Source organism: Wolbachia endosymbiont (group A) of Volucella bombylans (assembly GCF_964026965.1).
Lineage (GTDB): Bacteria > Pseudomonadota > Alphaproteobacteria > Rickettsiales > Anaplasmataceae > Wolbachia > Wolbachia pipientis.
In genome coordinates this window covers 160,509-187,189 of record NZ_OZ034717.1, presented here as the reverse complement: position 1 = coordinate 187,189, position 26,681 = coordinate 160,509, and the positions used below count along the sequence as shown (strand labels likewise).

The window sequence follows — 26,681 nt, the reverse complement described above, 5'->3', positions numbered from 1 at the left end:
AATTACCTAATGTTTACAATCTGAAACTATAGTATAAGTACCTTGACCCTTAATAATATTGACTATTTTTTCTCCCTTCAAAGAAAAAACTATAATTGGAATAGAATTCTCACGAGCAAGTGAAATTGCTGATGCATCCATAACTTTTAAATCACGAGTCAATAAATCCGTGTAAGAAAGCCTATCATACATTACAGCATCCTCATTTTTTTTCGGATCAGCGGAGTATACACCATTTACTTGCGTACCCTTTAGAATAACATCACAATTCATTTCAACAGCACGTAAGGCTGCAGCTGTATCTGTAGTAAAAAATGGGTTGCCTGTGCCTGCTGCAAAAATTACCACTCTACCTTTTTCTAAATGACGAATAGCTTTCCTTCTGATGCAAGGTTCGCATACAGTGGCCATGGGTATTGCAGATAATACCCTAGAAGCTACTAAATTTTTTTCTAAAAAGTTTTGTAAAATTAAAGCATTGATTATAGTTGCAAGCATTCCAATATAATCACTGCTTGCTCTTTCACAACCACTTAAAGACGCAGATGTGCCACGAAAGATATTACCACCACCAACAACAATACATACCTGAACTCCAAGATTACAAACTTCAACTATGCCTTTAGATAACTCACCTATAGTCTCCATATCGTGACCAAATTGCTTTGATCCCATCAAAGCCTCACCAGAGATTTTAAATAACACCCTGGAATATTTTATTTCGCTTTTTTCATTTGTTGAAATAAACATTTTTTGCTATTTAATCTGCATCACCCAAAACAAGTAACTTGTAATTAGAGAGTTTAACAGCACTCAACTCGCTTGATTTTATAAAATCAGAAATCTTCATCTTATCATCCTTTATAAATTTTTGCTCCAGTAAAACAACTTCTTCATAGTACTTAGCCATTCGTCCATCTACTATTTTTTTTGCTACTTCTTCAGGTTTATTTAAGCTCCTCACTTGCTCTTCAATTATAGAACGTTCGTTGTTCAACTTCATTTGATCTAAATCATCTATAGACAAGGCTTCAGGCTTCATAGCAACTACATGCATAGCTATTTGTTTCCCAATCTCTTGTAGCTTCGCCTTATCACCAGATGATTGCAATGCAATTAAAGCACCAATCTTACCTAAGCCATGCGCATCACCATGTACGTAGCCAGCAATAACTCCATCCTTAGCTTCTAAGTAACAAAGCTTGCTTAACTCTAGCTTCTCACCAAGAACTGACGTACCATTCATAATAGCTTCCTGCACTGTGCCAATGCTTTCATACTTGGCATTTTTTAACTCATCAACGCTAGTACAGCGTTCTTGATGAGCAATTGATGCTAAATTTAAAACTAACTCTATAAATTTCTCATTCCTTGCGACAAAATCGGTTTCGCAATTGAGTTCAATCAATACACCACAATTTTCAGTCAAACACATAGCAACGAGCCCATCTGAAGCTACTCTATCAGATTTTTTGTCAGCTTTAGCAAGACCTATTGTACGTAACTTATCAACGGCTTTCTTAATGTCACCATCACATTCTTCTAATGCTTTTTTACAGTCACTTAAGCCAAGCCCTGTTCTATCACGTAATTCTCTTATATCATCTGGATTCATCTTCATTTGTTACTACCTCCCTTTCTTCTTCTTTGTAAACTTTACTACGTCTCCTTTTAGTTTGCACAATACCATCTTCTTTTTCTTGAATAAACTCATCACCCCTTATATCATCAATCTTAACTCCAGATTTTGCTAGACTAGACTCTATTCCAGCTAATATAGAGTCGGTAGCTAATTTACAATAGAGCTCTATTGATTTTCTTGAGTCATCATTTCCAGGTATTAGATAAGTAATACCATCTGGATCAGAATTAGTATCAAGTATTGCAACTATTGGAATTCCTAACTTCTTAGCCTCCTTAACCGCTATATGCTCTTTATTAGTATCAATGATGAATAAGATATCAGGAATTGCTCCCATTTCTCTAATACCGCCAAGCGCCTTATCAAGCTTTTGCTTTTTCTTTTCAATGTTTCCCAATTCTTTCTTTGTTAAAATGCTATCCTCGTCATTTAATATTTTCTCATATTGCATCAAGGTTTTTATCGAAGAAGAAACAGTGCCCCAATTAGTAAGCATACCACCAAGCCAACGATGATTCACATAATATTGACCACAACGAATCGCTTCACTTGCAATAATATCAAAAGCTTGAAACTTTGTACCAACAAATAGAATGCGACCACCTTGAAATGCAACGTCATATAAAGCCTTCATGGCCACCTGTAGCAATGGTAGTGTTTTTCGCAAATCAATTATATGTATACGATTTTCTTGATGCACTCCATATATGTATGGAGCCATTTTTGCGTTCCAGCGACTAATTTTGTGACCAAAATGTACACCAGATTCAGCTAAATCACGCACAGTGACTTTAGGCAAATTTGTCATATATCATTCCTCCAAATAGTTTATCTTCCATGGCATAACCCTAATGGGACTACTTGTACAAGCCATGTGTGAAATTAAATTATTTACATAGTAATAGAAAAGACAGCAAAGCGCAAACAAAAAATATTGACAAAGGGCAACATGTTTATTAGCTTTAAAGTTGAAGCCCGAAAACGCTAAAAAGAAATTAGGGGGGTGTAGCTCAGTTGGTTAGAGCGCATGCCTGTCACGCATGAGGTCGTGAGTTCAAGTCTCATCACTCCCGCCATATTAGTTTTAGCATAACTTAGAATTCGCAGTATTATTGCCGGTATTGAGAAACGCCTTCACCAAACTTGACATGGCATGGTATTGTAATTAATACTTAAATAGGTTTGTTTTTATCATTAACAATTAGGATTAAATATGCTCATTTCTGAAGTTTTTGCAGCAGATGCAACTAGCAATACATCAAGTATCGGCGCATCTTTTGCTAGTTTTACTCCATTGATTTTAATATTTGTGGTATTTTATTTTCTCATTATTCGCCCGCAACAAAAAAAACTAAAAGAACATAGAAAGATGATAGATCAAATAAAACGTGGTGATACAGTCATTACTTCTGGTGGAATAATAGGTGAAGTTAATAAAGTTGATGAGGCAAATGCACAATTTATAATAGAAATAGCACCAAAAGTTGAGATAAAAGTTCTAAAGTCCGCTATATCTGAGGTTTTAAGCAAAGAAACTCAAAAAGTAGCAGCTAAACCAATTAAAAAGGTAAAATCGAAAGAATGATAAAAAGAATATAAATCAACCAGTAATAAAGGCAAAAATGCTTAACATGTTTAGAAAAAAGTTTGTTTGGTGATCCATTTGTGTGCGGAATATTTGGTGTAGTAAGTAGCGGTGATTCAGTAATACCAACCTTACTAACTGGGTTACAAAAATTGGAATATAGGGGATATGATTCCTCAGGTATAGCAATCATAAATAACGAAGGTAAGATAGAAGTCAAAAAATCAGAAGGTAAAGTCGAAAGGTTATGTGAAGTTGTTGATGACAGCAAGATGTCTCACAGTACAGTTGGTATAGCACATACTCGCTGGGCTACACATGGAGTCCCAGGCCTTAAAAATGCTCACCCCATTCGTACAAATAACGTTGTTGTTGCTCATAACGGCATAATTGAGAATTACAATCTGCTAAAAAAGGGCCTAGAAGAAAGGGGCATGTCATTCCATACTGACACTGACACAGAGATCATACCAAACATGCTAACCTTATATCTCGATGAAGGATTGTCGCCAGTTGATTCTCTATTTAAGTGTTTAAACAACCTACACGGCTCATTTGCCTTGGTCTTATTATTTGCAGAATATCCAGACGCCTTATTTGTTGCGAAGAGAAATTTGCCTTTAGCAATAGGCTATAACTGTAACACAGTGTTTGCTGCATCTGACTCTAATGCTTTAAGTGCATTTGTGGAAAAAATATCGCATTTGGAAGATGATGACATTGCAGTGATAAAATCTAGTGGAGTTAGTATATACAACAATGGTACACAAGTTAAACGCAGTATAGAAAATAGTAGTCCAAGTGATTTTCTAATTAGCAAAAATGGTTACCCTAGCTTCATGTTAAAAGAGATTTTTGAGCAACCGCGTGCATTAAACAAAACAATAAATCAATTTTACAAGCAATATAAAGAGGTAATATTTGCTAACAAAAAATTGTTTTCTGAGCTGAGTTACATTACTATAGTTGGATGCGGGTCATCTTATTTTGCTGGGCTAATAGCAAAGTATTGGCTGGAAAATGTCGCTCAAGTTCGAGTATATCTAGAAATCTCATCAGAATTTAGGTATAGCAACGTCAAGCTGGAAGAAGGCAGCATTGGGTTATTTATCTCTCAATCTGGCGAAACTGCAGATACCATAGAAGCGCTGCGTTATGCGAAATCACAGAAGCAAACAATCATAAGTATAACTAATACATTTAGCAGCAGCATTGAAAAGATCTCAGATATTGTGTTACATACTCTTGCTGGGCAAGAAATTGGTGTTGCTTCAACAAAAACCTTTTCTGCGCAACTTGCAACTTTAGCATGCTTTGCCGCGGAGCTTGGAAAAATAAAAGGTATACTGGGTGGAGAGAGAATAAAACAGCTAAGCAACGCTATTAACTCTATTCCCAAGTATGTTGAGCATGTTTTAAATGTGATGAAAATACAACATATATCAGGCAGCATATTAGAACACAATAACGTTATTTTAATTGGCAGAGGAAGTTCATACGGAGTTGCAATGGAAGGCGCATTGAAAATAAAAGAGCTTTCATACATCAATACCATTGGTATTGCAGCGGGAGAAATGAAGCATGGTTCTATTGCTTTAATAGACTCTACTGTGCTTGTTATAGCAATTATCCCTTATGATGATTTATTCTTTAAAACGCTATCTAATATACAAGAGATTATTGCAAGAAAAGGCAAAGTAATTGCCTTCAGTGATAAACAAGGAGCGCCATTCCTAAGGGGAGTTTGCGCAGATGTGGTGCAACTTCCAGACACTGATAACTTTATCTCTCCAATCATCTACAGTGTTGCTATGCAATTCCTTGCTTACTTTACTGCAGCAAAAAAAGGGTTAGATGCAGATTGTCCAAGAAATTTAGCTAAGTCTGTCACGGTTGAGTAGTTCATTTAAAGTTAAAGCTAAACTTCTAATTAAGGTAACCAGACTGCATTCTGTGATTTTTATACCAATTCCCATTACAGGGCAAACAGATGGACAATGATGGAAGAAAAGCCATACTGAAGTAAGTAAAATAGCGAGGTTTAAATGGCATTAAGATCAAAATTATTGGATGAAAAAGTAGTAGAATCAGCAAAAGAAATGCTGAAGAAAGTAAGGAATAATGCATATGTTTCAAAAAAACTAAATGCTGTAATTGCAGCAAAAAAGTACAGTATAACGGCTGTAGCAAAAATATATTGCATTTCAAGAAGCGCACTAACTTCGTGGGTAAAACTCTTGAAAATTGGCAGAGAAGAAAAACTGTTTGCTCCTTCACAACGTCGTAGAAAAACTAAATTAAATCAGGCTCAACTACAGCAAATTGAAGAGTGGATAGAAGAAAATCCTAATATCACCATTAAAGAAATGAGAATAAGAATCCAGGAAAAGTTCGGATTAAATATCAGCAAATCTACAGTACACCGCCATATGCAAAAGATGAAATTCTCATATATTACACCAAGACCAGTTCATAATGGACAAGATAAAAGCAAACAAGAGGAATTCAAAAAAAAATCTCAATGGAGCTATTAGCAAGTATCCAGAAAAAGAGCTATTTTTCTTTGATGAATCATGGTTTGGCACACATTCAAAAGTTGGACATGGGTGGTTTAAAAAGGGGATTAGAACACAGGTTAAAACAAAATTAGGTAGGCAAAATTTCTATCTCTATAGTGCAGTTAATCCTAGAAATCGAGAGAGTTCTAGCTTATTTGCACCAAATGTCAACACTGATTGCATGAACATATTTCTTGAGCAAATTTCGCAATATCTAGAAACACGAGAGGCTTTTCTCGTTATGGACTGTGCTAGTTGGCATAGGTCAAAAAATTTAAAGGTACCTAAAAATATCGACATTATATACCTACCTCCATACTCACCTGAGCTAAATCCTGTTGAGAGGCTTTGGTTATATATAAAACAGAACATTTTGCGCAATAAAATATACGATACAATTGCTCTACTTGAGGGTGCTTTGTGCAAATTTATTACTTCTCTTGCCAGCTCCACAATTAAACAACTCTGCAATGTTTCCTATTTGACTGGACAACAATGAGAATTGGTATTAGCAAAACACGATACACAATCGTCATTCCGCTACTAGTTAGCGGAATCTATGCCGAGATACCGCGAATGAATCGCGGTATGACGGTTCGTGGCGGTTATGACGTGTTAGCTATAGCTATCTTCAAAAATATGGTTGAATAATTGTTAATAATAGTGTATAATTATTAATATTTTTAAGCACTTTGGCTATGGCTTTATCTAAGTTTCTCGACCCTAAGCTGGATTTGACCTTCAAAAAAATATTTGGCACTGAAAAAAATAAGAATATTCTCATACATTTTTTGAATGATATTTTAGGGTTTACTGAGATAAATACTATACAAGAAGTGGAATTCCTCAGTACTATAATGGATCCTGAAATTGCATCTGATAAACAAAGTATAGTTGATGTTCTTTGCAGGGATTCTAGTGGGGCCAGGTATGTGATTGAAATGGTGCGACCTGAAAGCCTTCGGTCATATTGTTTAAAAGGAGAGGAATTCATTCAGAAAGAAACTGAAAGGATTCTAAAGCTTATTGAACCAGATGTTTTGCCATCTGAGTCTACGCATCAGTGCGAATTGGGTAACCAGTTGGTGCCGAGCGACGCGGACAATGAACCTCCTCTTGATAAAGAAGATGCTCAATCGTGAGAGAAAGCATAAACTACAAGCATCATGTGGTTGGAGGGCTAGGCTTAGTGGTATGGTGAACGTAAGTGAAGCTTCATAAGTATCGTAACGATTAAAGAGCTAAAGATGCTGATAAGCTCCGACCAAAAGGTAATGTGGATGAGTTACATTTTTCATTTCTGGATGTACGCAAATAATAATTCCACCGGTATAGAGAAGCCACCTAACCCACTATTGTATGACAAAAGGAACAGGATAAGCCTGTATTTTCGCCTATATGGCAGGCAACCCGCAAGGAATGCTGATGGATGTGCAGGTAAAGGATAATGGAGAAAGCGAATGCCATTTTGTAACGAAATGGATAGAATTTGTAACATTAATTCGCGTGAAAACGAGCAGACTTCCATTTGGTCCCTCATGACAAGAAACTTTGTTAACCACTTAAGGTAGGAAAGCAGATGATTACAAGTACAACTGTAAGTGCACCTACCAATAACTCCGAAGCATGGAACCAGTTACCCTGGAAGAAATGCCAAAAAGTTGTTATGAGGCTACAGAGGCGTATTGTTAAGGCTGTCCAACAAGGCAGATGGGGTAAGGTGAAAACTTTACAACACCTTCTCACACGCTCTTTTAGCGGCAAAGCTTTGGCGGTTAAGAGAGTAACTGAAAACCAAGGAAAAAACACAGCAGGTGTAGATCGTCAAATATGGTCGACTTGCAACACAAAATTTCAAGGAATAAAGCTATTAAAACAAAGAGGATACAAACCTTCTCCGCTAAAACGGATATACATCAGTAAGTCTAATGGCAAAAGAAGACCTCTTGGAATCCCTACGATAAAAGATAGAGCCATGCAAGCATTATACTTGTTTGCTTTGGAACCGATAGCTGAAACGATCAGTGATCGTCACTCTTATGGTTTTAGACCAAAAAGATCCTGCGCAGACGCTACTGTGGCTTGTCACTTGTTACTGGCAAGCCGTAACCAACTACAATGGATACTCGAAGGTGATATTAAAGGGTGTTTTGATAACATTAACCATGAATGGCTCATGAAGCATATTCCTATGGAGAAGAAAATTCTTCATAGCTGGTTAAAAGCTGGCTTCCTAGAATCAAAAACTCTGTATTCCACAACTGCAGGTACCCCACAAGGTAGTATCATCTCTCCAATACTAGCAAATCTAGCCCTAAATGGACTTGAAAAATCATTGGAAAGTCAATTTGGTAAACTTGGCAGTAAAAGAAGAAGCAAAATCAGAAGTGGAGTAAATGTAATCAGGTACGCAGATGACTTTATCATTTCAGGAATCACACGTGAAGTACTGGAAAATGAAGTAAAACCTCTAGTATCGTCCTTTCTTCAGGAGAGAGGTCTTATCCTTTCCGAAGAGAAAACAAAAATTACATCTATTACAACAGGGTTTGACTTTCTTGGTTGTAATGTACGCAGGTATAATAAGAAGTTAATTATAAAACCTTCAAAAGAAAGTATTAAGAAACTTCTTAATAAAGCACGTACATTGATAAAGGCAAACATAGCGAACACTCAGGCCGTACTAATCAAGTTGCTCAATTCCCTATTAAGGGGATGGGGAAATTACTACAGCCATGTGTGTGCGAAAAGAGCTTTTAACAAAATAGACCATGAAATTATGTGTGCTCTATGGAAATGGGCAAAGAAAAGACATCCTCGTAAAGGATTACGTTGGATAAAGAATCGTTACTTCAAGGTAATGAAACAACGCCAATGGGTCTTTGCTGCACCCATATGCAAGAACAAACCGAAAGAGATAAGGTATTTAAGACTGCTTAGGTTGATTGATATACCTATCAGACGACATGTTAAAATCAGGGCGGATGCAAATCCACTTGACTTAAAATGGAAAAAGTATTTTGATGAAAGAGTGAAACAAACAAAAATGTTAGCAAGCTCTTTCTCAAGAGAAGGTTCTCTACTGTTGGTGTCACCATTAAGAATGATGTTTTCTGAGGAATCATGAAGGACAAGCCGGTTCGAGAAAAGAAGGACTTAGATAAGGGGCTCAAGCGTAGTGTGGGGAAACCTGCATGCTGCGTTTCTAAGGGAGGGAGTAGTAGCAATACTACTTCCTTACCTAACCAGCTCGCTAGAGACAAGGGCTTCGAAAAACGCGCTCAATTATATGCCGCTAAAGCCTACTCAAGACAATTAGATAAATCTGGCAACTACATTGATTTAAAGAAAGTCTTCTTTATTGCTATATCAAATTGTAACTTACTTCCTGAAGAAGTTGATTATATTTCTACTCACAATATACGTGATATAAAAACTAACGGCCATTACTTAAAAGATTTTCAGTTTGTCTTTATTGAGTTGCCTAAATTCGCAAAAAATAAAGTAGAGCAGTTAGAAAGTATAGTAGAAAGGTGGTGTTTCTTTTTTAAATACGCAGAAGAAACAACAGAAGAGGACTTAAAAGAGATAGCAGAAAAAGCGCCAATAATAAAGCTAGCATATGATGAATTAGACAAGTTTCGTTGGAACGAAAAAGATTTAGTAGCCTATGAAGAAAGGATAATGGATCTACGCAAAGAAGAAGCTATTCTTGAATACAGACTTGATCTTGCTGAAGAGAAAGGTATACAAAAAGGTATAGAGAAAGGGAAAATTGAAGGGAAAATTGAAGGGAAAATTGAAGTCGCAAAAGCAATGCTGGCTAATAATGTTGATGTCAACACTATTGTTAAGTTTACTGGCCTTTCTATTAGTGAGATTGAAGAATTAAGTGGAAATCTGTGAACAGTTACGTTTATGTATCCGTTCAGGAGAGTGGTTTAAGAAACAATAGATAGGAGATTTTGGAAAGGATTGAGACCCCTTTGTTTCCAAGTTAAGTATAATGAAATTATCCGCTCAAGGAATGTATTTCCCCGCTTTGATTGTGTAAAATATGAGTTTTTGCGATAAACGACATAATGCCGAATTTGCCGTTCAGCGTGGTTATTTGTCAGCGGAATATTTTCTGGGTCATCTAAAAATTTCCACATCATTCTTTCAGATCTCAGAACATTTTTTGCAACTCGAGAGGCTCCAATTGCTTCAGGTAAACGAGATATCTCCTTCAAGTAATACTTTGTACGTTTTCTTAATTTTCTGGCACGTCTGACAAACCTCAAAACATCTATCTCACTTTTTAGTAAAGCTTTTTTTAGTGCAAATAATTCAGTGGCCACGTTTCTCAAGTAACAACCCAGAACTTTAACTTCAATATTCCAACTATGTGCTAATCTTTCAAAATCTCTTGATAAATGTGCCCAACAGATTTGCCTGTTTTTATCGGCAAAATAATTGTATGCTGCATACCTGTCAGTTATTACCAAGCTATTGCGATTGCAGAATTTACTATTTTGTAAAACTTTCATTCCTCTTGACTCTGTAAATTTTACAAAACTTGCCGTATTGCTTGCAAACATCCAACACCAAGCGAGTTTACCTTTGTTATAATGGCTCGTTTCATCAATATGTAGAACTTTACTCCTACTTATCTCTTGTTCGATCTGCTCATACATTTTTTTGCATTTTGAAGCAACTCTATGTTCACTATTTGATATGCTACCGACGCTTATGTTCAAATTGAAGATATCATTTACGACACTCGCTATTTCGCGTTTTGAATTTTTGTAGAATCCGCTGAACGCTGCAATTATTGACTTAACCCTTGGACCAAATGTATCTGGCGTAACACCTTCCGGTAACTTGCTACTTCTTCTCTTTCCGCATCTCCGACAACGGCCATGTTCTAACTGATATTCCACTACATAAGGCTTGATTTCTGGAAGATCAACTTTCTGATGAATATATGGTTTTTCACATATTGCAATTTCTCCTCCGCATTCGCAAGTATTAGGCAACTCTATCTTTACTACTTTATCTGCATCCATGTTGGCGCGAAAACTTCCTTTATGACCAACCTGACCGCCAATATTCCTTTCGCTTTTCGGCTTATTCTTTTTTATTTTATACAACTCTTTGGAACTTGGTATTGATGAATTTTTTGAGCTTAAACCGAGTCTTTCTCTTAACTCAGCATTTTCTATCTTTAAAGCCTTATTTTCTGCTTTTAAACTTTCATTCTCTTTTTCCAATCTTTCTATTTTTGCTTCTAACCTTTCTATTTTTTGCTGTAAATTTTTGCAAAGTTCTAAAAGGTTTACCATATTATTTCACTTTTGCTCTATGATTATCTTTTTAGATCACCTTGTCTACCTTATTCTGCCACTCCGCTGAACGGATACGATAGATAAATTATATGGAAAAGCTATAGTGAAGTAATACCACTGTAGCTTACCATATAAAAGACTCTATGCTGAGTCATTGTTTTTCACTACTGTTTGTTGTTTTTTACGCTCAAACTCTCTTTTTTTACTGTGCCAAGTGTAGTAATACATAGCGATTTTATTCTCTATTAATACTATTGTCCCATCATAAAACTGAACCATATCCATAACTTTTCTCTGAGCTTCATCAAAACGTTCTTTATACTTTTCACGATAAGCTGGATTATGTAGTAACATAACCCCTTCATTCTTGTTAGATTTTTTGTTTAACGTTTCAACTTCACCAGCAATAGTATAAGACATATAACCCCCTCTAATTGATTATAAAAATTATATTTTAAAAAGAGAAATGCGCATAAACAATCCCTTTAATTCTAGCATAATAATCGACTGTTTATTATACTAGTTAACTATAGTACGATATATAATAATTTTTGTCACTTAAAATTTTATACTATGAAATAATAACTTAAAATAAATGTTTTTATTATTTTAAACTATATTATTATATTTATAAATTGTGTATGAATTAAGTCTCCCTAATTTATAATATATGCGTAATAATTTTAGTATAAAATTGTCATACATAAGAAATCTATTTGCAAAAGAATATAAAAAAATAGAAGAATATTGTATTCTTGAAAAAAAGCAACATATTCAAATTGGCCCTGAAGAAGGAAAGCTATTAAGTTTATTTATAAAAATCCAAAAAATCAAAAGTATTGTTGAGATTGGCACGTTATACGGTTACTCGTCGATTTGCATGGCAAAAGCTCTACTAAAAGACGGTCATATATATACAATAGAAAATAATCCTCAACACTCAAGAATAGCAAAAAAAAATTTTAGTGCTTTTAATCTAAGTGATAAAATTACTCTAATAGAAGGCGATGCACTGGAAAAAATTAATGAATTATCAGCAAAAGCACCATTTGACATGATATTTATTGATGCTGACAAAAGTAGTTATCCTGAGTATTTAGATTGGGCAGAGTCATACATTAAACAAGATGGGCTAATCGTTGCAGATAACACTCTACTGTTTAACACAGTATTTTTAGAATCGCCTCCAAAAGAAGTATCAGAAAAATCATGGCATGCCATGAGGGAGTTTAATAATAGATTATCAGATGAAAAAAAATATTTCTCTATATTGATTCCAACTGATGAAGGAATGACTGTAGCTTTAAAGCTAACATAAGTTAAAAATCAAGGTCAGCATAATGTTTAGGAGGGATTAAACCAGAAATCCTCTCTAATAATATCTCACGAAAACAAGGCTTTGATTTAACAATGGAGTACCATTCTTTTAAAATTTTACTTTTTTCCCATGGAAAACTACTTACATAATCCATTACGGAAATATGCGATGCTAAAGTAATATCAGCTAAAGTGAACTTATCAGTTGCAAGCCAAACGTTCTTGTTAATTAAGTGTTCGATGTATTCCATATGGCAAGGCAGGTTATGCTGAGCTGCATGAAGAAATCTAGAGTCAGGGCTGCGGTTAGTAATTACTTTTTCATTCATAATATACTTAGTAACTTCATTGTAAAATTTGTTATCGAACCAATTGATTAGAGCGCGTATTTTAGACTTAATAATAGTGGATGAACCAAGTAATTTGACGTCGCTATTGTAAGTCTCTTCTATATATTCACAAATGGCATTACTATCCGCTATTACAAAGTTATTATCTATTAACACTGGTACTTGCCCGGTTGGATTGATCTCCATAAATTCATTCCGCTTTTCCCACGGATTTTCATACACTAGATCACAGCCTAATTTTTTTTCTTTTAGAAAAGCTCTAACTTTTCGTGAAAATGGACAAAGAGGAAAATGATATAAAATCATAATGTTCCTCTTTTGGTATACCAATATCCTTTTTTTGTTACTCTATGGCTTGACCTACAACTGTACGAACTTTCTTTGTAGTCCACAGAAGTTTGCGTAGCAGGTGGTGTTATTCCAGTGCTTGACACTGGAATCCAGTTCTTGTTATACAATTGCCTAGTGCGCTCATTTACAGTTAAGTTTTCTGGATCCAAGTAGTCAAGCACTGGGATGACATCCTTTTCGGTAAAAATTGCTCTTATATCACAACATTCATACAGCTGTATGCCTAGGCACTGGGATGACATAAATAAGCGCTGAAATGACATAAATAAACATTGGAGTGACAATCTTGTAGTGACTTGCATGACAGCTAACTTCTCGTTTATTTTAAAGTAATGTTGCAAGAGGTCTAACATATAAATTATAAGACTAATATAGGATATACCTTGCTAAATAAAAAAAAAAGTATAATATTTTATAAGGTATGCAGGCAAAAACTCTGTAATTTGGTCAGATCAGAAATGAAGCAGCCATATCAGAACCTTTTTGGGTTGCATACCTATTTCATTATTTGTTTTATCCGAGGCTATGAATATAGCATTAAAACATCGTCCTAGTAGCTTCAAAGATCTAGTAGGTCAAGATATATTAGTGCGTGTATTAGAAAATGCTTTTATTTTAAACAAAATCCCACAATCTATACTGCTCTCTGGTAGTAGTGGAGTTGGTAAAACCACCACTGCAAGGATAATAGCTTTATGTTTGAATTGTTCCCTGGGGCCAATTTTTGAACCTTGCGGATCATGTGAAAATTGTCTAGCAATAAAAAATTCAAGCCATCCAGATGTAATTGAAATCGATGCGGCAAGTCACACTAGCATTGACGATATTAAAGTAATCCTGGGAGATATTTGCTATTCACCTATAAGCTCTAAATTCAAAGTCTACATTATAGATGAAGTACATATGTTATCCAGCAGTGCATTTAACGCATTACTTAAAACCCTAGAAGAGCCACCATCTAGTGTAAAGTTCATTTTAGCAACTACGGAAATAAAAAAAATACCAATAACTATTATTGCACGTTGTCAAAGATTTGATTTACACAACATTCCTGTAGCTAAAATAGTGGAACGTTTAAATGATGTTGCACAAAAAGAGAGTTATTCCATTGAAAAGGGAGCATTAGAATTAATTGCACGACATTCTGGAAATTCAATGCGTAACGCCTTGTTTTTGATGAATCAAGCAGTGCTATATAGCAAAGATGGTGCAATATCCACTAAAAATGTGACAGACATACTTGGCCTAGTGGATAAAGATATTATATTCGATCTATTAGGAGCAATATTAGATGGTGATTTACAAAAAGCTCTATCAGTGTTTGACAAGGCGATAAAAACAGCAAACCCACTTAGTATTTTTGAAGGTCTATTGCAAACAATTCAGTTAATATGCCGTTTTTTAATTACGAAAGAGATTGATAGTGTAGTTACAGAGCATGAAAAGAATAGGATAAAAGATTTAAGTATAAAGAGATCTTTAATATTTTTTTCGAGATTGTGGAAGGTGTTGCTTAAAGGTATTCAAGATATAAAAACTTCAACATGCAACGATGTTGCTGCTGAAATGATGCTAATTAGTCTTTGCTATCTCTCTGATCTACCTTCTCCAGAACAGGTGATCAAAAAAATTCTTTCACAGAATGTAGAGCAAGGAAATAGACAGGGCAGACCTGTTGCACCTTCCCCCTCTGTCATCCAAGTAGCTGACTACTCGGATCCAAAAAAATATGTGGAAAGTAAACAACAACCCCACTCTGTCATCCGAGTAGCTGACACTGGGATCCATGTGGAAAATAAACAACAAAATTACGATTTTGATAAGATTTTGCAACTATTAAGGCGGAGTAACCAAATTTATCTTTACAAACAACTGTGTAATAATCTACAATTAATAGATTGTAAACCTGGATATTTAAAATTAAAAGCTGTATCTAAGTTGGATAGTAATTTTTGCAATGATTTAAAAAATTACTTAAGCCAGGTGACTCAGCAAGAGTGGGTTATTGCAGTTGATACAGGTTATATAAACAGGGAAGTGAGTAATTTAAATTATGCACCTGCAGTTAAGGATATCCTTGACACGTTTAAAGGTGCAAAAGTAGTTAATATAGAAAATAAGGAGTAAGTTGTGGATTTTAGTCAAATAATGAAACAAGCGCAAGAGATGCAAAAAAAGCTTGCAGAAGCTCAAGAAAAATATGTTGGAAAAGAGTTTCAAGGTATTTCTGGTGGTGGCAAAGTTTCTGTATTAATGGAAGTCATAAAAATAGGTAGCTATAAAGCTAAAAAGGTGAACATAGACTTAGAACTTATGAGAAATGAGGAAAAAGATATAGTAGAGGATTTAGTAACAGCAGCGTTTAATGATGCCGTTAAAAAAGCAGAAGAAGATATGGCGAATGCAACTTCTGATCTTGCAGGTATGATGGGTTTACCATCTGGGTTTAAACTTCCTTTTTGAATTTACTACTGAAGTTTCTTTTAGTGTAAGTATTTTTTTTCTAATATTCCCAACGCTAGTACTTCTTCATATAATGTACCTATACTAGCATAGCCCTACGTCATACCGTGATTCATTCCACAACTGTACAAACATTGCAATATGGCACGATATCACATAGTAAACGATGTCATTCCAGTGCTTGACACTGGAATCCAGCCTTGCCGTAATCTCATCAAGAACGTTGTGCTTTAACATAAAACGGCTACTTTTATGCTTACCAACTTAATAAAATTCCTGGATCCCAGTGGGCTTTGTTGCATCACACTTTATGAGATGGTGATTTATGGTAAATTCATGTAACTATCTCAAATTTAGCCATACCAATATCAGTGAATTTATTAAGCAAATAGCATTTAGTTCTTTTTCTCGATTTATCTCAGATTTATTCCTAAAACTAAATCCGAATATTTGCTTTAATCTTGAGAAAAACCCTTCAATATAAGATCTTTTCCCATAATTTACTTCTTTTTTCCATTCTTTCATGCCATCTTCACCGTATAATTTTATTAACCTAATAGCAGCATTCCTGTCAGACATATAATCTATTTCTGGATGTTCTGCCGCATTGTTTATTGGTGGAATTTTTGTCTTTATATCATATTTGTTACACAACTTATAAAACTTGTGCCTATCACATGCTCTATCTGCATATAGTGCTTTTATGGCATGCTGAAAATCAACTTCTTTTAGCAAATCACAAGCTCCATAGTGATCAGACCGTTACTGTATTTTACAGCTATGGCTTTTTTGTTGTTTATATTCAACATTACGTGCAATTTTCTCGTTTGCTCATAGCCACGATATTTTCTGTCAGTGCTATTTTCCTTGCTGTGACCAGGAGTGTTGTTGTATATACTAATTCCTGTACTGTCTATAGCAATTTCGATATCTTCCATATTATTTTTATCAATTCTGCAATCATTTATCTTAATATTAAGTTTCTTAAACCTTCTTGATGCTTGTGAATAGCTGATAACTGCCAAATCTCTTCCTATTTGTTGCAAATACCCTTTTATAAACCCGACTGTTTGTCTTAAACCAATTCTAAAGAAACTGACGATTATATGCACCAAAATCACAACTTTATCACTATAAATATAGTTGCCGCCCTGCATTTTTGGACAATTCTCGTACCAATTTTCTATGGCGTCATTGATATAACAAAAAATGCTTCCTCTTTCTTGGAGAAATTTGTTATATTCATGGCAGTTACTGACTCTCATTTTTTGTGGCATATTTTTTCTTCAACAGTTAAATGGCTATTTATAATGAATTTTGTCAGTAACTGCCAGTTCTTTTCACTTGAGCGATGCAACAAAGCCATCCCAGTGTCACGCACTGGGATGACATCATCCTTTTTTTTGGATTCCAGCGTCACGCGCTGGAATGACACCTCTCTTGGGCTCTCTTAGCTATAAATATTAAGGAATTTACCAAACGAAAAAAAAGGCAAAAGAAGCCCCGTGGTTGGCTAATTACTTACATTATACTTTCAAGTATGGCGTTTTTTTATTCTAAACGCTTAATAACCGCGATTTAGTTGCTTTTAAGCCGCAACTAATCTAAATTATAAACATTAAGAAATTTACTAAACAGAAAAAAAGGCAAAAGAAACCCTAGGGTAGCTAGTTATTCACTATCCATTTTTTAAATCGGCGTTTTTTGATGTTTTAAATAGCGCATTTCAGCTTATATTAGGTAAAAACCTAGAAATTTTATAAAGACATAAGGTGCACATAGTGCAAAAAATTAAACATGGGACGCCAGATACGTGAGTTTTTTTGTCATTTAATCTGTACAGAGAAGATAAATAAATAGCTTCAGTTTCATGATAAGGGGGCTGGCGGAGTTTGTCAAGGGATTTTTGACGAAATGATTTTGAAAGCAAAGAGCGGGAGAAGGGGTTCGAACCCTCGACCTCAACCTTGGCAAGGTTGCGCTCTACCAACTGAGCTACTCCCGCAATTAAATTAACCTAAATTTACTTAATTATAGGCATATACAGCGATTTGTAAACCCCGTGTACACGAAAAATGTGAGAGCCCATAAATTTGCGTGGTTCCTTCTATGATCTTTTCGTATACTTAAGACTCATTTTTGATTATCATAGGTTTTCAATTGTGCCAAAAAATGTATTAATTTTATGGGAATATTTTTATATAAAGACGACTTGCCAGCTAGTTCAATACCAGATGATATAAGGTCTATAGCTGTTGATACCGAGGCAATGGGGCTACTTCATAGCAGAGATAGATTATGCCTTGTGCAGCTCTCTTTTAATGATGGCAACGCTCACTTAGTTCAACTCAAGAACGATTATACAGCGCCAAATTTGAGAAAAATATTAGAGGATAAAAATATAACTAAAATATTTCACTTCGCGCGATTTGATGTAAGCATAATACGTTATTACTTGGAAACTTGGGCACTTCCGTGCTATTGCACAAAGATAGCTTCACGTTTAGTTCGTACTTACACAGATAATCATAGCTTAAAAGAGTTGTGCTTAGAGCTGCTTGATACCAAACTAAATAAGCAGCAGCAATCTTCTGATTGGGGAAATGAAAATTTAACAGACAAACAAAAAAGTTATGCTGCATCTGATGTTTTGTATCTCCACAGGATAAAGGAAAAGCTAGACTTAATGCTGGAACGTGAAAATAGAAAAGAATTGGCCCAAAAGTGCTTTGAATTTCTTCCTACTCGTATTGAGTTAGACTTAATGGGTTGGGAAAACGTGGATATCTTTAACCACCAGATGTAATAGAAGTTTTTTGTTTGTGCAAAACACTTTAGGGCAATTTTTCAAGCTCTGCGGTAAGAATTTAGTTGATTAACTGCTAATAGATACGCTATATTTTACAAAAATTTAGGTATTTTATGAGTGATGATATTACATCGGTAAATGATCAAAATTTCAAATCTGAAGTCACTGACTATAAAGGGTTTGTTCTGATAGACTTTTGGGCAGAATGGTGTGGGCCATGTAAAAGTCTAATGCCACGTATCGAACAATTGGCTAAAGACAGAAAAGGCAAGATTAAGATCTGCAAATTCGACATAGATGAAGGGACTGAAGTGCCAAGTAAGTATGGAGTGCAATCTATACCCACTTTAATCATATTTCAAGATGGTAAGGAAATTGCACGCAAAATTGGTGCAACAAATGATTTGTCAAGTTGGGTTGATAGTGAAATAAGCTAATAGACAAATTTGCTTTTGTGTGTATTATAAATATTGATAAAAGGGATTGTAGCTCAGTCGGTTAGAGCAGTTCGCTCATAACGAATTGGCCGTAGGTTCGAGTCCTACCAATCCCACCATTGTATTGATCTTAGCATGATCGTAACAATGAGAAAACTATAGTATATGAACTATATATTAATGTAATGGGGGAAATGATGGAATTTACTAAGTCTCTAAATAACAAGTTAGATGAATTGCACTTACTAAATTATCCATTTTACCAGTCATGGAATACAGGAAGCTTAAGCTTGCAAGCTTTACAAACCTATGCTAAAGAATATTATCACCACGTTGCTGCGTTTCCTCGTTATATCAGTGGTATACATTTTTTGTGCCCAGATCTAAAAATGCGACAGGTTTTGCTTGGTAATTTGATAGAAGAAGAACAAGGTGATGAAAATCATCCAGAGTTATGGAAGCGTTTTGCTGAAGGACTTGGAGTAGCACGGTCTGATCTTCTTGAAGATGCACAAGTTAAGGAGACACAAGAATTAGTTGACGGTTACTTTGATATTGTACGATCAGATTTTGCTTCCGGTTTGGGTGCACTTTATGCTTATGAACGTCAAACTCCAGAGGTTTCTAAGTCTAAAATTGAAGGTTTAAAAAAACACTATTCAATAAGTGATGAGCGTTCTCTTCAATTTTTTACGGTCCATATGCATGCTGATGAATGGCATTCTGAGGAATGTGCAAATCTTATTGAAGATCTAGATGAAAAAGAGCAAGATAAAGTTATGCAGGGTGCTCAAAAGGGAGCAAGGCTCTTGTGGGGTTTTCTTGATGGAATGATGAATGCTAGCGTGTGTTAGTAGTTGTAAGTAGCTTAAACTCAGTGATGTTGGAATGCAATGTCTGCATGTAATCTTCTTATATCTGACTTACGGCTTTGGGTTCATTTAGGCTATAGTGCAGAAGAGAAGTATCATTCTCAATTAGTTAGTGTTAATATTGATTTTACCTTTAAATCCCCCCCTTTAGGACTTACAACTGACCGGCTTGAGGATACTATATGCTACTTGGAGGTAGTTCAGAGTATTCAATCTCTCGTTCAAAGCAAGCAATTCAACTTAATCGAGCATTTAACTCATGATATATACAGGACCATTAATAACCTTGTGATGCAAAAAAAGCTTATTATTTCTTCTATAGGCGTAACTATTCACAAAGTTGCACCACCTGTCCCCAGTGTGCATGGAGGTGTTTTCTTTACTTATCGTAATGCGTTGCAAGAATGATTTACATTTCTATTGGCTCAAATATGGGGAATCGCTTTTCCCATTTACAAAAGGCTGCTCAGTTACTGCAGGAACGCTATTTTAAAAATTTAAAATCTTCAATTATTCTGGAAACTAAGGCTATTTTACCAAATGATGCTCCACCTGGGTGGGACAGGCCATTTCTAAATATGGTTGTGTATGGAAGTTGTTCTTCTTCTCCTGAAGAGCTGTTAAAGGGCCTTAAACAAATTGAATGTGACATTGGCCGTCTGCAGGTCTATGAAAAATGGGCACCTCGCGTTATTGATTTGGATATTTTGTTATGGGATGACCTGACACTTGATACACCCTACCTTAAGATTCCTCACCCAGAATTGATAAACAGACCATTTTTGCTTCACTTGATGGCAATGCTGAGTCCCATGGCAGTAGTTAACAAAACGTTTGGTACTGTTAACCCTAACATTAAGGATTGCTTTTTAAGGAGTTTTACGCTTTCACCAGAGCTTATAGGTATTGTCAATATTACTCCTGATTCATTTTCAGATGGTGGTCTTTATTATGATGCAGATCAAGCAACCAAGCAGGCACTGCGGCTGTTATCAGATGGTGCAAGCATAGTTGAACTTGGTGCTCAATCAACAAGACCTGGCTCCTCAATACAAACTCCAAAAGCAGAGTATGCACGCTTAAAACCAGTGCTTGATGACCTTAATCAATATATGAAAGTTGGTGACATTAAAGTCAGCATTGATAGTTTCTGGCTAGATGTTATTTTGAACGTTTTGGAGCACTACAACATTGCCTGGGTAAACGATCAGAAGGGAGATCTAGATGATAATACCTTAAAAGCGATTGCTAGCAGTGGATGTAGTATCGTTATTATGCATTCACTCTCCATACCACCACATAGTGACAACATTATCCCAAGTGACATTGATCCAATTGATACCATAAGTAATTGGGCAGAAAGGAACATTAATAGATTACTAGCTCTAGGTTTTGATCAAAGCTCGATCATTATTGATCCTGGTATTGGTTTTGGCAAATCTATGTACCAGAATATCCAGATTTTACGCAGTATAGAAACGTTACAAAATTTTGGCTGCAAAGTTCTGGTTGGTCATTCTAGAAAGTCATTTATTTCTTCTTTTTCTACAGAACCTGTCTTTAACCGAGATTTAGAAACAATTGCTTTATCATCTGCATTGCACAACAAGGTTGATTTCCTTCGAGTGCATAATGTGCGTGATCACATGCGATTCTTTGTAGCTCAAGCTGCTTTACAGGGATGCTAGTTATCGGAATTATGGCTGTTGATCCCAAGGGGGTAATTGGAATAAATAATGGATTGCCCTGGCATTATCCAAGTGAGTTAGATCATTTTCGTCAGGTGACTGACAAACAAGTTATTGTTATGGGAAGAAAAACATTTGAAACTATGCCTCAAAACATATTGAAGGATCGTATCCCTGTTGTTTTTTCTCGTAACAAATTAAATTCTTGTTTTAACAGAGGAGTAAAATGCACTATTATTTCTTCTATGCAAGAGTTTTTGTCAATCCAAAGTAGTTCTAAAGTCTTCATGATTGGTGGAGCACAAATAGCGCACCTTTTTTTGGAGTATGATCTAATTTCAGAGTTTATCATAACAGAAATTCACAGACTTTATAAAGGTGATGTATATTTCAACTTAACACTTCTTGATGGATGGTATAAAACCGCTCTTGCTCAAACAAAAGATTATACTATATGCAAGCTGACACGTTAATATGCATGTTGAAGCAATTTATACCCACCGCATTGAATGTGGAGAAGTATTAGAGCAGGTTCTTGATCGCTATGTTTCAGAGTTGCTAAGAGAGGAAGTTGTTCTTGCTATCACATCAAAAATCATTTCTATTTGTCAAAAACAAGTGGTTTGCAAAACTGCTTGTTCTAAAGAAGAGCTAATCAAAAGAGAAGCTGATGCAATTGTTGATGTAGACCATAATTCTTACGGCATCTATTTAACAATCAAAAACAATATCTTAATTCCATCTGCTGGTATTGATGAATCAAATGGTAATGAAATGTATATTTTATACCCAAAGGATGTTCAGAAAACAGCTCTATCAATATGGAACTATCTCAAGACAAAACACTGCATAAAACATCTTGGTATTTTGATTACAGATAGTAACATAACACCTATGCGCCTTGGGGTTACGGGCGTTGCTCTTGGTTGGTGTGGATTTGAACCACTTTATTCCTATATAGGCAAGCCAGATCTTTATAATCAACCACTGCAAGTAACACAAGTCAATCTTCTTGATGCACTGGCAACATCTGCTGTTTTAGTTATGGGAGAAGGGGCAGAGCAAACACCGATGGCAATAATTAGTGGTGCACCAAAGGTTCACTTTCTTACTCATCCGCCAACTACAGAAGAAGAAAAAAGTGTGAAGATATCTATGGAAGAGGACCTTTACTCTCCTCTCCTCATGCGAGCCCGCTGGTTAAAGAGTTAAAGAGGAACTTAAAAATTTGCTATTAGACTTCTTAGAGGTTGTCCACAAACCAAGGAATACGTAGTATATAAAGAAAGAATATTGAGGTAAGAGATGAGGAAAAAATATCCAACAGATTTAAGTAAAAGGGAATGGGCAAGAATAGAAAAACACTTCAGAGTATCGTACAAGAAAGGAGGAAGGCCACCAAAATACAGTAAGTGTGAGATAGTAAATGCAATTCTTTATATACTGCGCACAGGATGTCAATGGCGCTATTTACCACACGATTTTCCGCCGTGGAAGGCTGTGCATGAACAGTTTAGAAGATGGAAAAAGCAGGGAATTTTTGAGAAAATGAACTATGATATCACTAAATATAGTAGGTCAAAAATGGGAAGCCGAGCGCATGCATAGTGGACAGTCAATCGGTAAAAACCACGGAAAAAGGGGGGGCAAAGGTTATGATGGTGCGAAAAAGGTAAAGGGGAGAAAAAGACATATAATCACAGATACTCAAGGATTTGTGCTTGGTTGCTATGTAGGAGCTGCAAGCGAAAATGACAGAGATGGGGTGAAGATGGCATTGGACAATATGAAGGAAAAATACAGCAATATTAAGAAAATGTGGGCTGATATGGGATACCAAGGAAAAGATTTAAAGGATTACGTAAAGAGAGAATATGGGATAGATATTGAAATTGTCAAAAGGCCTCCATGTAGGTTTTGGGTGCATAAAGATACACCACTAGAACTATTGCCACAACGGGATCCTGGATTTTCAGTACAGCCGAGAAGGTGGGTGGTAGAGAGGACTTTTGCTTGGATCAATAGAAATAGAAGGCTATCAAAGGAGTACGATTTACTTACAACATCTACTGAAAGTTTCATATATCTGGCTATGAGTAAAGTTATGTTAAGTAGGGAATATGCTTGATTTACTGGTTTGTGGACAACCTCTTACATAACCATATAACATTGGGAATAGAAACAAAAAACTTGCTTGACACCCTTCGCCAGCACCCTTATCATAAAACTGAAGCTATTGTATTTGCTTTCGCCAATCTGCAGATTAAAAGGTAAGGATTACTTAATGTATCGGCGTCTTATGTTCAATTTTTTGCAGTATATAGATACTGTATGTCTTTACAAAACTTCATCTACATCTAGATTTTTATCTAAATAAGCTGAACGCGCTTACAAAGCGTTACAAGACATCAAAAAATGCCAATACTCGACAGAGATAGTAAAAGACTAGCTAACTCGGGGATTCTTTGTCTTTTTTTCTGCTTAGTAAATTTCTTAAACGTTTGCAGCGTAAGTTAGTTGCAATTAAAAGCAGCTTAATCTCGCTTGTCAAGCGTTTAAAACATAAAAAACGCCAATATTTTAAAGCGGATAATAACCCCAGGGCTTCTTTTGCCTTTTTTTTCATTTGGTAAATTTCTTAACGTTTGTAGCTAAACGACAACCGTCATCCCGCTACGTGTTAGCGGCTAAGAGATACCGCGGCGGTATGACGGTTTGCGGCGGCATGACCTCGTCATTCCCCTACGTGTTAGCGGTATCTCTAGATCCGTGACGGTATGACGGTTCGCGCGGTGGCATGACCTCGTCATCCCGCTACTTGTTAGCGGGATCTAGAGATACCGCGAATGAATCGCGGTATGACGGTTCGCGGCGGCGTGACGATAAGCTCGTCATCCCGCTACTTGTTAGCGGGATCTAGAGATACCGCGAATGAATCGCGGTATGACATAGGGAACCCTTTCTTGGGTTAGCTATAGATTTACTTCGCATATTCAGCTAATTTTTATTACAATTACAACAAAATAATTTTGGCTTTGATGAAAACTGTATATGTATGTCAATCCTGTGGTCACAGCACTGGCAGGTGGGTAGGGAAGTGTATTGCATGTGACAATTGGGATACAGTTGTTGAGGAAATAGCAGTAAAAACGGGCAAAAGAAGTATATCTGCGCCAATTTTAATAAAGACGTTATCGGGTAGCGAAATTATCACTCCAAGTCGTTTTTTAACAGGAATAGAAGAATTAGATAGAGTTTTTGGTGGAGGTATCGTTCAAGGTGCTAGCATTTTAATTGGTGGCGAACCTGGAATTGGGAAATCTACCCTTTTGCTTAGAATTGCAGCTAATGTTGTGCAACTTTCCTCTTTTGAATGTCTTTATGTATCCGGCGAGGAATCTTTAGAGCAAGTGAGCCTCAGAGCAAAGCGTCTTAAGATAAATGAACCTAAAATTAAGCTTTTGTCTACAGTGTCTTTAACTGATGTAGTAGCAACAATAAAGGAAAACAAAAGTATTAAATTCTTAGTAATTGACTCTATACAAACAATGTATGATAGCAGAATTATATCAGCACCAGGAACTGTAACTCAGGTCCGCACTTGCGCACATGAATTAACCATTCTTGCGAAACAATATGGTATTTCCCTCTTAATAGTTGGCCATATAACTAAGGATGGACAAATAGCTGGACCTAAAACTTTGGAGCATATGGTGGATACGGTATTATATTTTGAAGGTGAAAATAGCAATCAATACCGCATTTTGCGTACTATTAAGAATAGATTTGGCCCTGCAAATGAAATTGGTGTTTTTGAGATGTCTGAAGCAGGACTTGTGCCTGTTGATAACCCATCATCATTGTTTCTGATGGCCCATGACAGAGAAGTAGTTGGCAGCGCCGTATTTGCAGGAATTGAAGGTTCAAGACCAATTTTAATGGAAGTGCAAGCATTAATAGCAGGGACTAATATGGCAACCCCAAGAAGGGCAGTAGTTGGGTGGGATATTAATCGATTGGCTATGATCATTGCGGTGCTAAATGCTCGTTGCAAAATGTTTTTGCATGATAAAGAGGTATACCTAAACATTGCAGGGGGACTCAAAATACAGGAACCATCGGCTGATCTTGCTGTTGCTGCTTCCCTTATTTCAAGTGTAGTAAATTTACCGCTGCCAACTTCTTCAATAATCTGCGGTGAAGTTGCACTTTCAGGAGAAATTAGGAACATCTCGCATGCTGATCTCAGACTAAAAGAAGCACAAAAGTTAGGATTCAAAAAAGCAATTATGCCTAAAAATGGCAATTATTCTTCTCATGATATTGAAATAATCAAGCTTGGTCACGTAAGGGAATTAAGAGAAGTCTTTAATTACAATTAAATAACGCTTCAGCAAATTCTTTACTAGTAAACTCCCTTAAGTCCTCTATATTTTCGCCAATTCCTATAGCATGTAACTTTATCTTATAAGCTTCTGCAAGTCCAATTACCACTCCGCCCTTAGCAGTGCCATCTAACTTTGTTACGATTAGCCCGGTAACATTAACCATTTTGCTAAATGCTTCTAATTGGCTATAAGCATTTTGGCCGGTAGTTGCATCAAGAACTAAAATAACGTCATGAGGGGCAGTATCATCCAATTTCTTTATCGTTCTATATATTTTTGATAACTCCTCCATAAGGTTCACATTATTTTGCAGCCTTCCTGCTGTGTCAATTAGAACAACATCAACGTTGTCTTTTATAGCTTGACTTACAGCTCTATATGCCACACTTGCAGAGTCGCTACCGTACTCTCCAGTAACAATCAAGCAATCAGAACGTTCTGCCCAAATGTTTAATTGCTCACTAGCAGCAGCTCTAAATGTGTCGCATGCAACAAGCATAACGGATTTTCCCATTTCCTTATATTTATATGCAAGCTTACCTATAGTTGTGGTTTTACCATTACCGTTTACTCCGCATACCATTATTATATGTGGTTTTTTGTTCAAAATTAACGGTTGCACAACTGGGCTCAATATAGCTTCTATTTCGTTCATTAACTGCTGCGAGATAATATTATACTCAACTTCCTTGTCAAACTTGATGCTTGTGAGCCTGTCAATAATCAACTTGGAAGTTTTATGACCAATATCCATGCTAATTAGCAATTCTTCTAGCTCATCTAAAAGCGACTGATCTAATTTTTTTTTGTTAGAGAAAATACTTTTTACTCCGTTGCTAAAGCGAGAAGAAGTTTTTAACAAGCCTTTATAAAGGTTACCAAATAAACTCAAGA

At 35.9% G+C, this 26,681-nt stretch carries 30 protein-coding genes, 3 tRNA genes, 1 other RNA gene and 2 pseudogenes; 22 read left to right on the top strand and 14 right to left on the bottom strand.

What is annotated here, in order from left to right:
* Positions 1–6 precede the first annotated feature (6 nt).
* Genes pyrH through rpsB form a run of 3 tightly spaced genes read right to left on the bottom strand, consistent with a single transcriptional unit; the run spans position 7 to position 2,450 of the window.
* Positions 7–744: a UMP kinase gene (gene pyrH / locus AAGD51_RS00990; RefSeq protein ID WP_406829224.1), complete on the bottom strand. Its 738-nt coding sequence runs from the start codon at positions 742–744 to the stop codon at positions 7–9.
* Between the two features lie 16 nt (positions 745–760).
* On the bottom strand, positions 761–1,621 hold the full coding sequence (gene tsf, locus AAGD51_RS00985; protein WP_006279981.1) for a translation elongation factor Ts: 861 nt from the start codon (positions 1,619–1,621) through the stop codon (positions 761–763).
* Positions 1,602–2,450, bottom strand: coding sequence for a 30S ribosomal protein S2 (gene rpsB / locus AAGD51_RS00980; RefSeq protein WP_010962661.1), 849 nt, complete (start codon positions 2,448–2,450; stop codon positions 1,602–1,604). The genes tsf and rpsB overlap by 20 nt, the downstream gene beginning before the upstream one ends.
* A 191-nt stretch (positions 2,451–2,641) precedes the next feature.
* Here rpsB and AAGD51_RS00975 point away from each other — a divergent pair.
* The 8 genes and pseudogenes from AAGD51_RS00975 to AAGD51_RS00940 all read left to right on the top strand — a co-directional run bounded on the left by AAGD51_RS00975 (position 2,642) and on the right by AAGD51_RS00940 (position 9,691).
* Positions 2,642–2,718 (top strand) — tRNA-Asp (locus AAGD51_RS00975).
* 137 nt (positions 2,719–2,855) lie between these two features.
* A complete protein-coding gene (gene yajC, locus AAGD51_RS00970) occupies positions 2,856–3,227 on the top strand; it encodes a preprotein translocase subunit YajC (protein ID WP_015589055.1) in 372 nt (123 codons plus the stop codon).
* 80 nt (positions 3,228–3,307) lie between these two features.
* Positions 3,308–5,128, top strand: coding sequence for a glutamine--fructose-6-phosphate transaminase (isomerizing) (gene glmS / locus AAGD51_RS00965; RefSeq protein ID WP_077188156.1), 1,821 nt, complete (start codon positions 3,308–3,310; stop codon positions 5,126–5,128).
* Between the two features lie 144 nt (positions 5,129–5,272).
* Positions 5,273–6,284, top strand: a protein-coding gene (locus tag AAGD51_RS00960; RefSeq protein ID WP_236514338.1) for an IS630 family transposase whose coding sequence is annotated in 2 segments (ribosomal slippage) — positions 5,273–5,734 and positions 5,736–6,284 — 1,011 coding nt in all. Because the reading frame shifts where the segments join, the coding sequence is not laid out codon by codon here.
* A gap of 199 nt (positions 6,285–6,483) precedes the next feature.
* Positions 6,484–6,729, top strand: a pseudogene (locus AAGD51_RS00955) (PD-(D/E)XK nuclease family transposase); the annotation flags it as partial.
* A gap of 454 nt (positions 6,730–7,183) precedes the next feature.
* Entirely contained in the window at positions 7,184–7,327 is a 144-nt protein-coding gene (locus AAGD51_RS00950) for a hypothetical protein (RefSeq protein WP_173862902.1), read from the top strand.
* Positions 7,328–7,364: 37 nt separating this feature from the next.
* Entirely contained in the window at positions 7,365–8,912 is a 1,548-nt protein-coding gene (ltrA, locus tag AAGD51_RS00945; protein WP_006280223.1) for a group II intron reverse transcriptase/maturase, read from the top strand.
* On the top strand, positions 8,909–9,691 hold the full coding sequence (locus AAGD51_RS00940) for an Rpn family recombination-promoting nuclease/putative transposase (RefSeq protein ID WP_316659033.1): 783 nt from the start codon (positions 8,909–8,911) through the stop codon (positions 9,689–9,691). Before ltrA ends, AAGD51_RS00940 begins: the two co-directional genes overlap by 4 nt.
* A gap of 35 nt (positions 9,692–9,726) precedes the next feature.
* On the opposite strand, the gene AAGD51_RS00935 is transcribed toward AAGD51_RS00940, so the two are convergent.
* Together AAGD51_RS00935 and AAGD51_RS00930 are read right to left on the bottom strand one after the other, a co-directional pair.
* Complete coding sequence (locus AAGD51_RS00935; RefSeq protein WP_007548562.1) at positions 9,727–11,109, bottom strand: IS66-like element ISWen3 family transposase; 1,383 nt, start codon at positions 11,107–11,109, stop codon at positions 9,727–9,729.
* A 144-nt stretch (positions 11,110–11,253) separates the two neighbouring features.
* Positions 11,254–11,532 (bottom strand): DUF2671 domain-containing protein, encoded by a 279-nt coding sequence (locus tag AAGD51_RS00930; RefSeq protein ID WP_006279425.1) that lies wholly within the window; start codon positions 11,530–11,532, stop codon positions 11,254–11,256.
* Positions 11,533–11,782: 250 nt separating this feature from the next.
* Between AAGD51_RS00930 and AAGD51_RS00925 the strand changes: the two genes are divergently transcribed.
* Positions 11,783–12,430, top strand: a complete 648-nt coding sequence (locus AAGD51_RS00925; RefSeq protein WP_077188316.1) for an O-methyltransferase — start codon at positions 11,783–11,785, stop codon at positions 12,428–12,430.
* A gap of 1 nt (position 12,431) precedes the next feature.
* Here AAGD51_RS00925 and AAGD51_RS00920 read toward each other — a convergent pair whose 3' ends face one another.
* A complete protein-coding gene (locus AAGD51_RS00920) occupies positions 12,432–13,085 on the bottom strand; it encodes a glutathione S-transferase family protein (protein ID WP_065094500.1) in 654 nt (217 codons plus the stop codon).
* Positions 13,082–13,432, bottom strand: coding sequence for a WPE palindromic element domain-containing protein (locus AAGD51_RS00915; protein ID WP_265040734.1), 351 nt, complete (start codon positions 13,430–13,432; stop codon positions 13,082–13,084). Before AAGD51_RS00915 ends, AAGD51_RS00920 begins: the two co-directional genes overlap by 4 nt.
* Before the next feature lie 112 nt (positions 13,433–13,544).
* Between AAGD51_RS00915 and ffs the strand changes: the two genes are divergently transcribed.
* From ffs to AAGD51_RS00900, 3 genes are all read left to right on the top strand, one after another.
* An RNA gene (gene ffs, locus AAGD51_RS00910) (signal recognition particle sRNA small type) lies at positions 13,545–13,634 on the top strand.
* Between the two features lie 21 nt (positions 13,635–13,655).
* Complete coding sequence (gene dnaX / locus AAGD51_RS00905; protein WP_236514368.1) at positions 13,656–15,257, top strand: DNA polymerase III subunit gamma/tau; 1,602 nt, start codon at positions 13,656–13,658, stop codon at positions 15,255–15,257.
* A 21-nt stretch (positions 15,258–15,278) separates the two neighbouring features.
* Positions 15,279–15,593, top strand: a complete 315-nt coding sequence (locus AAGD51_RS00900) for a YbaB/EbfC family nucleoid-associated protein (protein WP_320157281.1) — start codon at positions 15,279–15,281, stop codon at positions 15,591–15,593.
* Between the two features lie 84 nt (positions 15,594–15,677).
* On the opposite strand, the gene AAGD51_RS00895 is transcribed toward AAGD51_RS00900, so the two are convergent.
* The 5 genes from AAGD51_RS00895 to AAGD51_RS00875 form a co-directional block, all read right to left on the bottom strand.
* Positions 15,678–15,830: a hypothetical protein gene (locus AAGD51_RS00895; protein WP_182319668.1), complete on the bottom strand. Its 153-nt coding sequence runs from the start codon at positions 15,828–15,830 to the stop codon at positions 15,678–15,680.
* Positions 15,831–15,935: 105 nt separating this feature from the next.
* A complete protein-coding gene (locus tag AAGD51_RS00890; protein WP_236514366.1) occupies positions 15,936–16,328 on the bottom strand; it encodes a transposase in 393 nt (130 codons plus the stop codon).
* Positions 16,322–16,870, bottom strand: coding sequence for a transposase (locus tag AAGD51_RS00885; protein ID WP_236514365.1), 549 nt, complete (start codon positions 16,868–16,870; stop codon positions 16,322–16,324). The genes AAGD51_RS00890 and AAGD51_RS00885 overlap by 7 nt, the downstream gene beginning before the upstream one ends.
* Positions 16,855–17,013: a hypothetical protein gene (locus tag AAGD51_RS00880; RefSeq protein WP_236514364.1), complete on the bottom strand. Its 159-nt coding sequence runs from the start codon at positions 17,011–17,013 to the stop codon at positions 16,855–16,857. Before AAGD51_RS00880 ends, AAGD51_RS00885 begins: the two co-directional genes overlap by 16 nt.
* A 512-nt stretch (positions 17,014–17,525) precedes the next feature.
* A tRNA-Gly gene (locus AAGD51_RS00875) sits at positions 17,526–17,598 on the bottom strand.
* Positions 17,599–17,778: 180 nt separating this feature from the next.
* On the opposite strand from AAGD51_RS00875, the gene AAGD51_RS00870 reads away from it, so the two are divergent.
* From AAGD51_RS00870 to AAGD51_RS00830, 9 genes and pseudogenes are all read left to right on the top strand, one after another.
* The gene (locus AAGD51_RS00870; RefSeq protein WP_010962900.1) at positions 17,779–18,399 is read left to right on the top strand and encodes a ribonuclease D; all 621 of its coding nucleotides are present in this window, start codon (positions 17,779–17,781) and stop codon (positions 18,397–18,399) included.
* Positions 18,400–18,515: 116 nt separating this feature from the next.
* Entirely contained in the window at positions 18,516–18,839 is a 324-nt protein-coding gene (gene trxA / locus AAGD51_RS00865; protein ID WP_006279168.1) for a thioredoxin, read from the top strand.
* 42 nt (positions 18,840–18,881) lie between these two features.
* Positions 18,882–18,958: transfer RNA gene (locus tag AAGD51_RS00860), tRNA-Ile, on the top strand.
* A 78-nt stretch (positions 18,959–19,036) separates the two neighbouring features.
* On the top strand, positions 19,037–19,693 hold the full coding sequence (locus AAGD51_RS00855) for a CADD family putative folate metabolism protein (protein ID WP_265040736.1): 657 nt from the start codon (positions 19,037–19,039) through the stop codon (positions 19,691–19,693).
* A gap of 39 nt (positions 19,694–19,732) precedes the next feature.
* Positions 19,733–20,119 carry a dihydroneopterin aldolase gene (locus AAGD51_RS00850; RefSeq protein WP_007548841.1) on the top strand — a complete coding sequence of 129 codons (387 nt, stop codon included), beginning with the start codon at positions 19,733–19,735 and terminating at the stop codon, positions 20,117–20,119.
* A complete protein-coding gene (folP, locus tag AAGD51_RS00845; RefSeq protein WP_236514362.1) occupies positions 20,116–21,399 on the top strand; it encodes a dihydropteroate synthase in 1,284 nt (427 codons plus the stop codon). The genes AAGD51_RS00850 and folP overlap by 4 nt, the downstream gene beginning before the upstream one ends.
* Positions 21,393–21,872 carry a dihydrofolate reductase gene (locus AAGD51_RS00840; RefSeq protein WP_006279286.1) on the top strand — a complete coding sequence of 160 codons (480 nt, stop codon included), beginning with the start codon at positions 21,393–21,395 and terminating at the stop codon, positions 21,870–21,872. The genes folP and AAGD51_RS00840 overlap by 7 nt, the downstream gene beginning before the upstream one ends.
* A gap of 1 nt (position 21,873) precedes the next feature.
* Entirely contained in the window at positions 21,874–22,611 is a 738-nt protein-coding gene (locus tag AAGD51_RS00835) for a putative folate metabolism gamma-glutamate ligase (RefSeq protein ID WP_341810472.1), read from the top strand.
* 93 nt (positions 22,612–22,704) lie between these two features.
* Positions 22,705–23,527 (top strand): annotated as a pseudogene (locus tag AAGD51_RS00830) (IS5 family transposase).
* 321 nt (positions 23,528–23,848) lie between these two features.
* Here AAGD51_RS00830 and AAGD51_RS00825 read toward each other — a convergent pair.
* Positions 23,849–24,025 (bottom strand): hypothetical protein, encoded by a 177-nt coding sequence (locus AAGD51_RS00825; protein WP_179945717.1) that lies wholly within the window; start codon positions 24,023–24,025, stop codon positions 23,849–23,851.
* A gap of 412 nt (positions 24,026–24,437) precedes the next feature.
* Between AAGD51_RS00825 and radA the strand changes: the two genes are divergently transcribed.
* Entirely contained in the window at positions 24,438–25,781 is a 1,344-nt protein-coding gene (radA, locus tag AAGD51_RS00820) for a DNA repair protein RadA (protein ID WP_236514360.1), read from the top strand.
* Here radA and ftsY read toward each other — a convergent pair.
* Positions 25,768–26,679 (bottom strand): signal recognition particle-docking protein FtsY, encoded by a 912-nt coding sequence (gene ftsY, locus AAGD51_RS00815; RefSeq protein ID WP_006279965.1) that lies wholly within the window; start codon positions 26,677–26,679, stop codon positions 25,768–25,770. The genes radA and ftsY overlap by 14 nt on opposite strands.
* Between the last annotated feature and the right edge of the window lie 2 nt (positions 26,680–26,681).

Bases quoted from the DNA above. Each gene is read 5' to 3' on its own strand.
- AAGD51_RS00935 (WP_007548562.1), bottom strand. From the start codon at position 11,109: ATGGTAAACCTTTTAGAACTTTGCAAAAATTTACAGCAAAAAATAGAA.
- tsf (WP_006279981.1), bottom strand. From the start codon at position 1,621: ATGAAGATGAATCCAGATGATATAAGAGAATTACGTGATAGAACAGGG.
- yajC (WP_015589055.1), top strand. From the start codon at position 2,856: ATGCTCATTTCTGAAGTTTTTGCAGCAGATGCAACTAGCAATACATCA.
- AAGD51_RS00940 (WP_316659033.1), top strand. From the start codon at position 8,909: ATGAAGGACAAGCCGGTTCGAGAAAAGAAGGACTTAGATAAGGGGCTC.
- AAGD51_RS00850 (WP_007548841.1), top strand. From the start codon at position 19,733: ATGTCTGCATGTAATCTTCTTATATCTGACTTACGGCTTTGGGTTCAT.
- rpsB (WP_010962661.1), bottom strand. From the start codon at position 2,450: ATGACAAATTTGCCTAAAGTCACTGTGCGTGATTTAGCTGAATCTGGT.
- trxA (WP_006279168.1), top strand. From the start codon at position 18,516: ATGAGTGATGATATTACATCGGTAAATGATCAAAATTTCAAATCTGAA.
- AAGD51_RS00840 (WP_006279286.1), top strand. From the start codon at position 21,393: ATGCTAGTTATCGGAATTATGGCTGTTGATCCCAAGGGGGTAATTGGA.
- AAGD51_RS00825 (WP_179945717.1), bottom strand. From the start codon at position 24,025: ATGAAAAAAAAGGCAAAAGAAGCCCTGGGGTTATTATCCGCTTTAAAA.
- AAGD51_RS00895 (WP_182319668.1), bottom strand. From the start codon at position 15,830: ATGTTAAAGCACAACGTTCTTGATGAGATTACGGCAAGGCTGGATTCC.
- ltrA (WP_006280223.1), top strand. From the start codon at position 7,365: ATGATTACAAGTACAACTGTAAGTGCACCTACCAATAACTCCGAAGCA.
- AAGD51_RS00870 (WP_010962900.1), top strand. From the start codon at position 17,779: ATGGGAATATTTTTATATAAAGACGACTTGCCAGCTAGTTCAATACCA.
- AAGD51_RS00915 (WP_265040734.1), bottom strand. From the start codon at position 13,432: ATGCAAGTCACTACAAGATTGTCACTCCAATGTTTATTTATGTCATTT.
- AAGD51_RS00885 (WP_236514365.1), bottom strand. From the start codon at position 16,870: ATGCCACAAAAAATGAGAGTCAGTAACTGCCATGAATATAACAAATTT.
- AAGD51_RS00930 (WP_006279425.1), bottom strand. From the start codon at position 11,532: ATGTCTTATACTATTGCTGGTGAAGTTGAAACGTTAAACAAAAAATCT.
- radA (WP_236514360.1), top strand. From the start codon at position 24,438: ATGAAAACTGTATATGTATGTCAATCCTGTGGTCACAGCACTGGCAGG.
- AAGD51_RS00920 (WP_065094500.1), bottom strand. From the start codon at position 13,085: ATGATTTTATATCATTTTCCTCTTTGTCCATTTTCACGAAAAGTTAGA.
- folP (WP_236514362.1), top strand. From the start codon at position 20,116: ATGATTTACATTTCTATTGGCTCAAATATGGGGAATCGCTTTTCCCAT.
- dnaX (WP_236514368.1), top strand. From the start codon at position 13,656: ATGAATATAGCATTAAAACATCGTCCTAGTAGCTTCAAAGATCTAGTA.
- AAGD51_RS00835 (WP_341810472.1), top strand. From the start codon at position 21,874: ATGCATGTTGAAGCAATTTATACCCACCGCATTGAATGTGGAGAAGTA.
- AAGD51_RS00925 (WP_077188316.1), top strand. From the start codon at position 11,783: ATGCGTAATAATTTTAGTATAAAATTGTCATACATAAGAAATCTATTT.
- AAGD51_RS00900 (WP_320157281.1), top strand. From the start codon at position 15,279: ATGAAACAAGCGCAAGAGATGCAAAAAAAGCTTGCAGAAGCTCAAGAA.
- AAGD51_RS00950 (WP_173862902.1), top strand. From the start codon at position 7,184: ATGGCAGGCAACCCGCAAGGAATGCTGATGGATGTGCAGGTAAAGGAT.
- AAGD51_RS00855 (WP_265040736.1), top strand. From the start codon at position 19,037: ATGGAATTTACTAAGTCTCTAAATAACAAGTTAGATGAATTGCACTTA.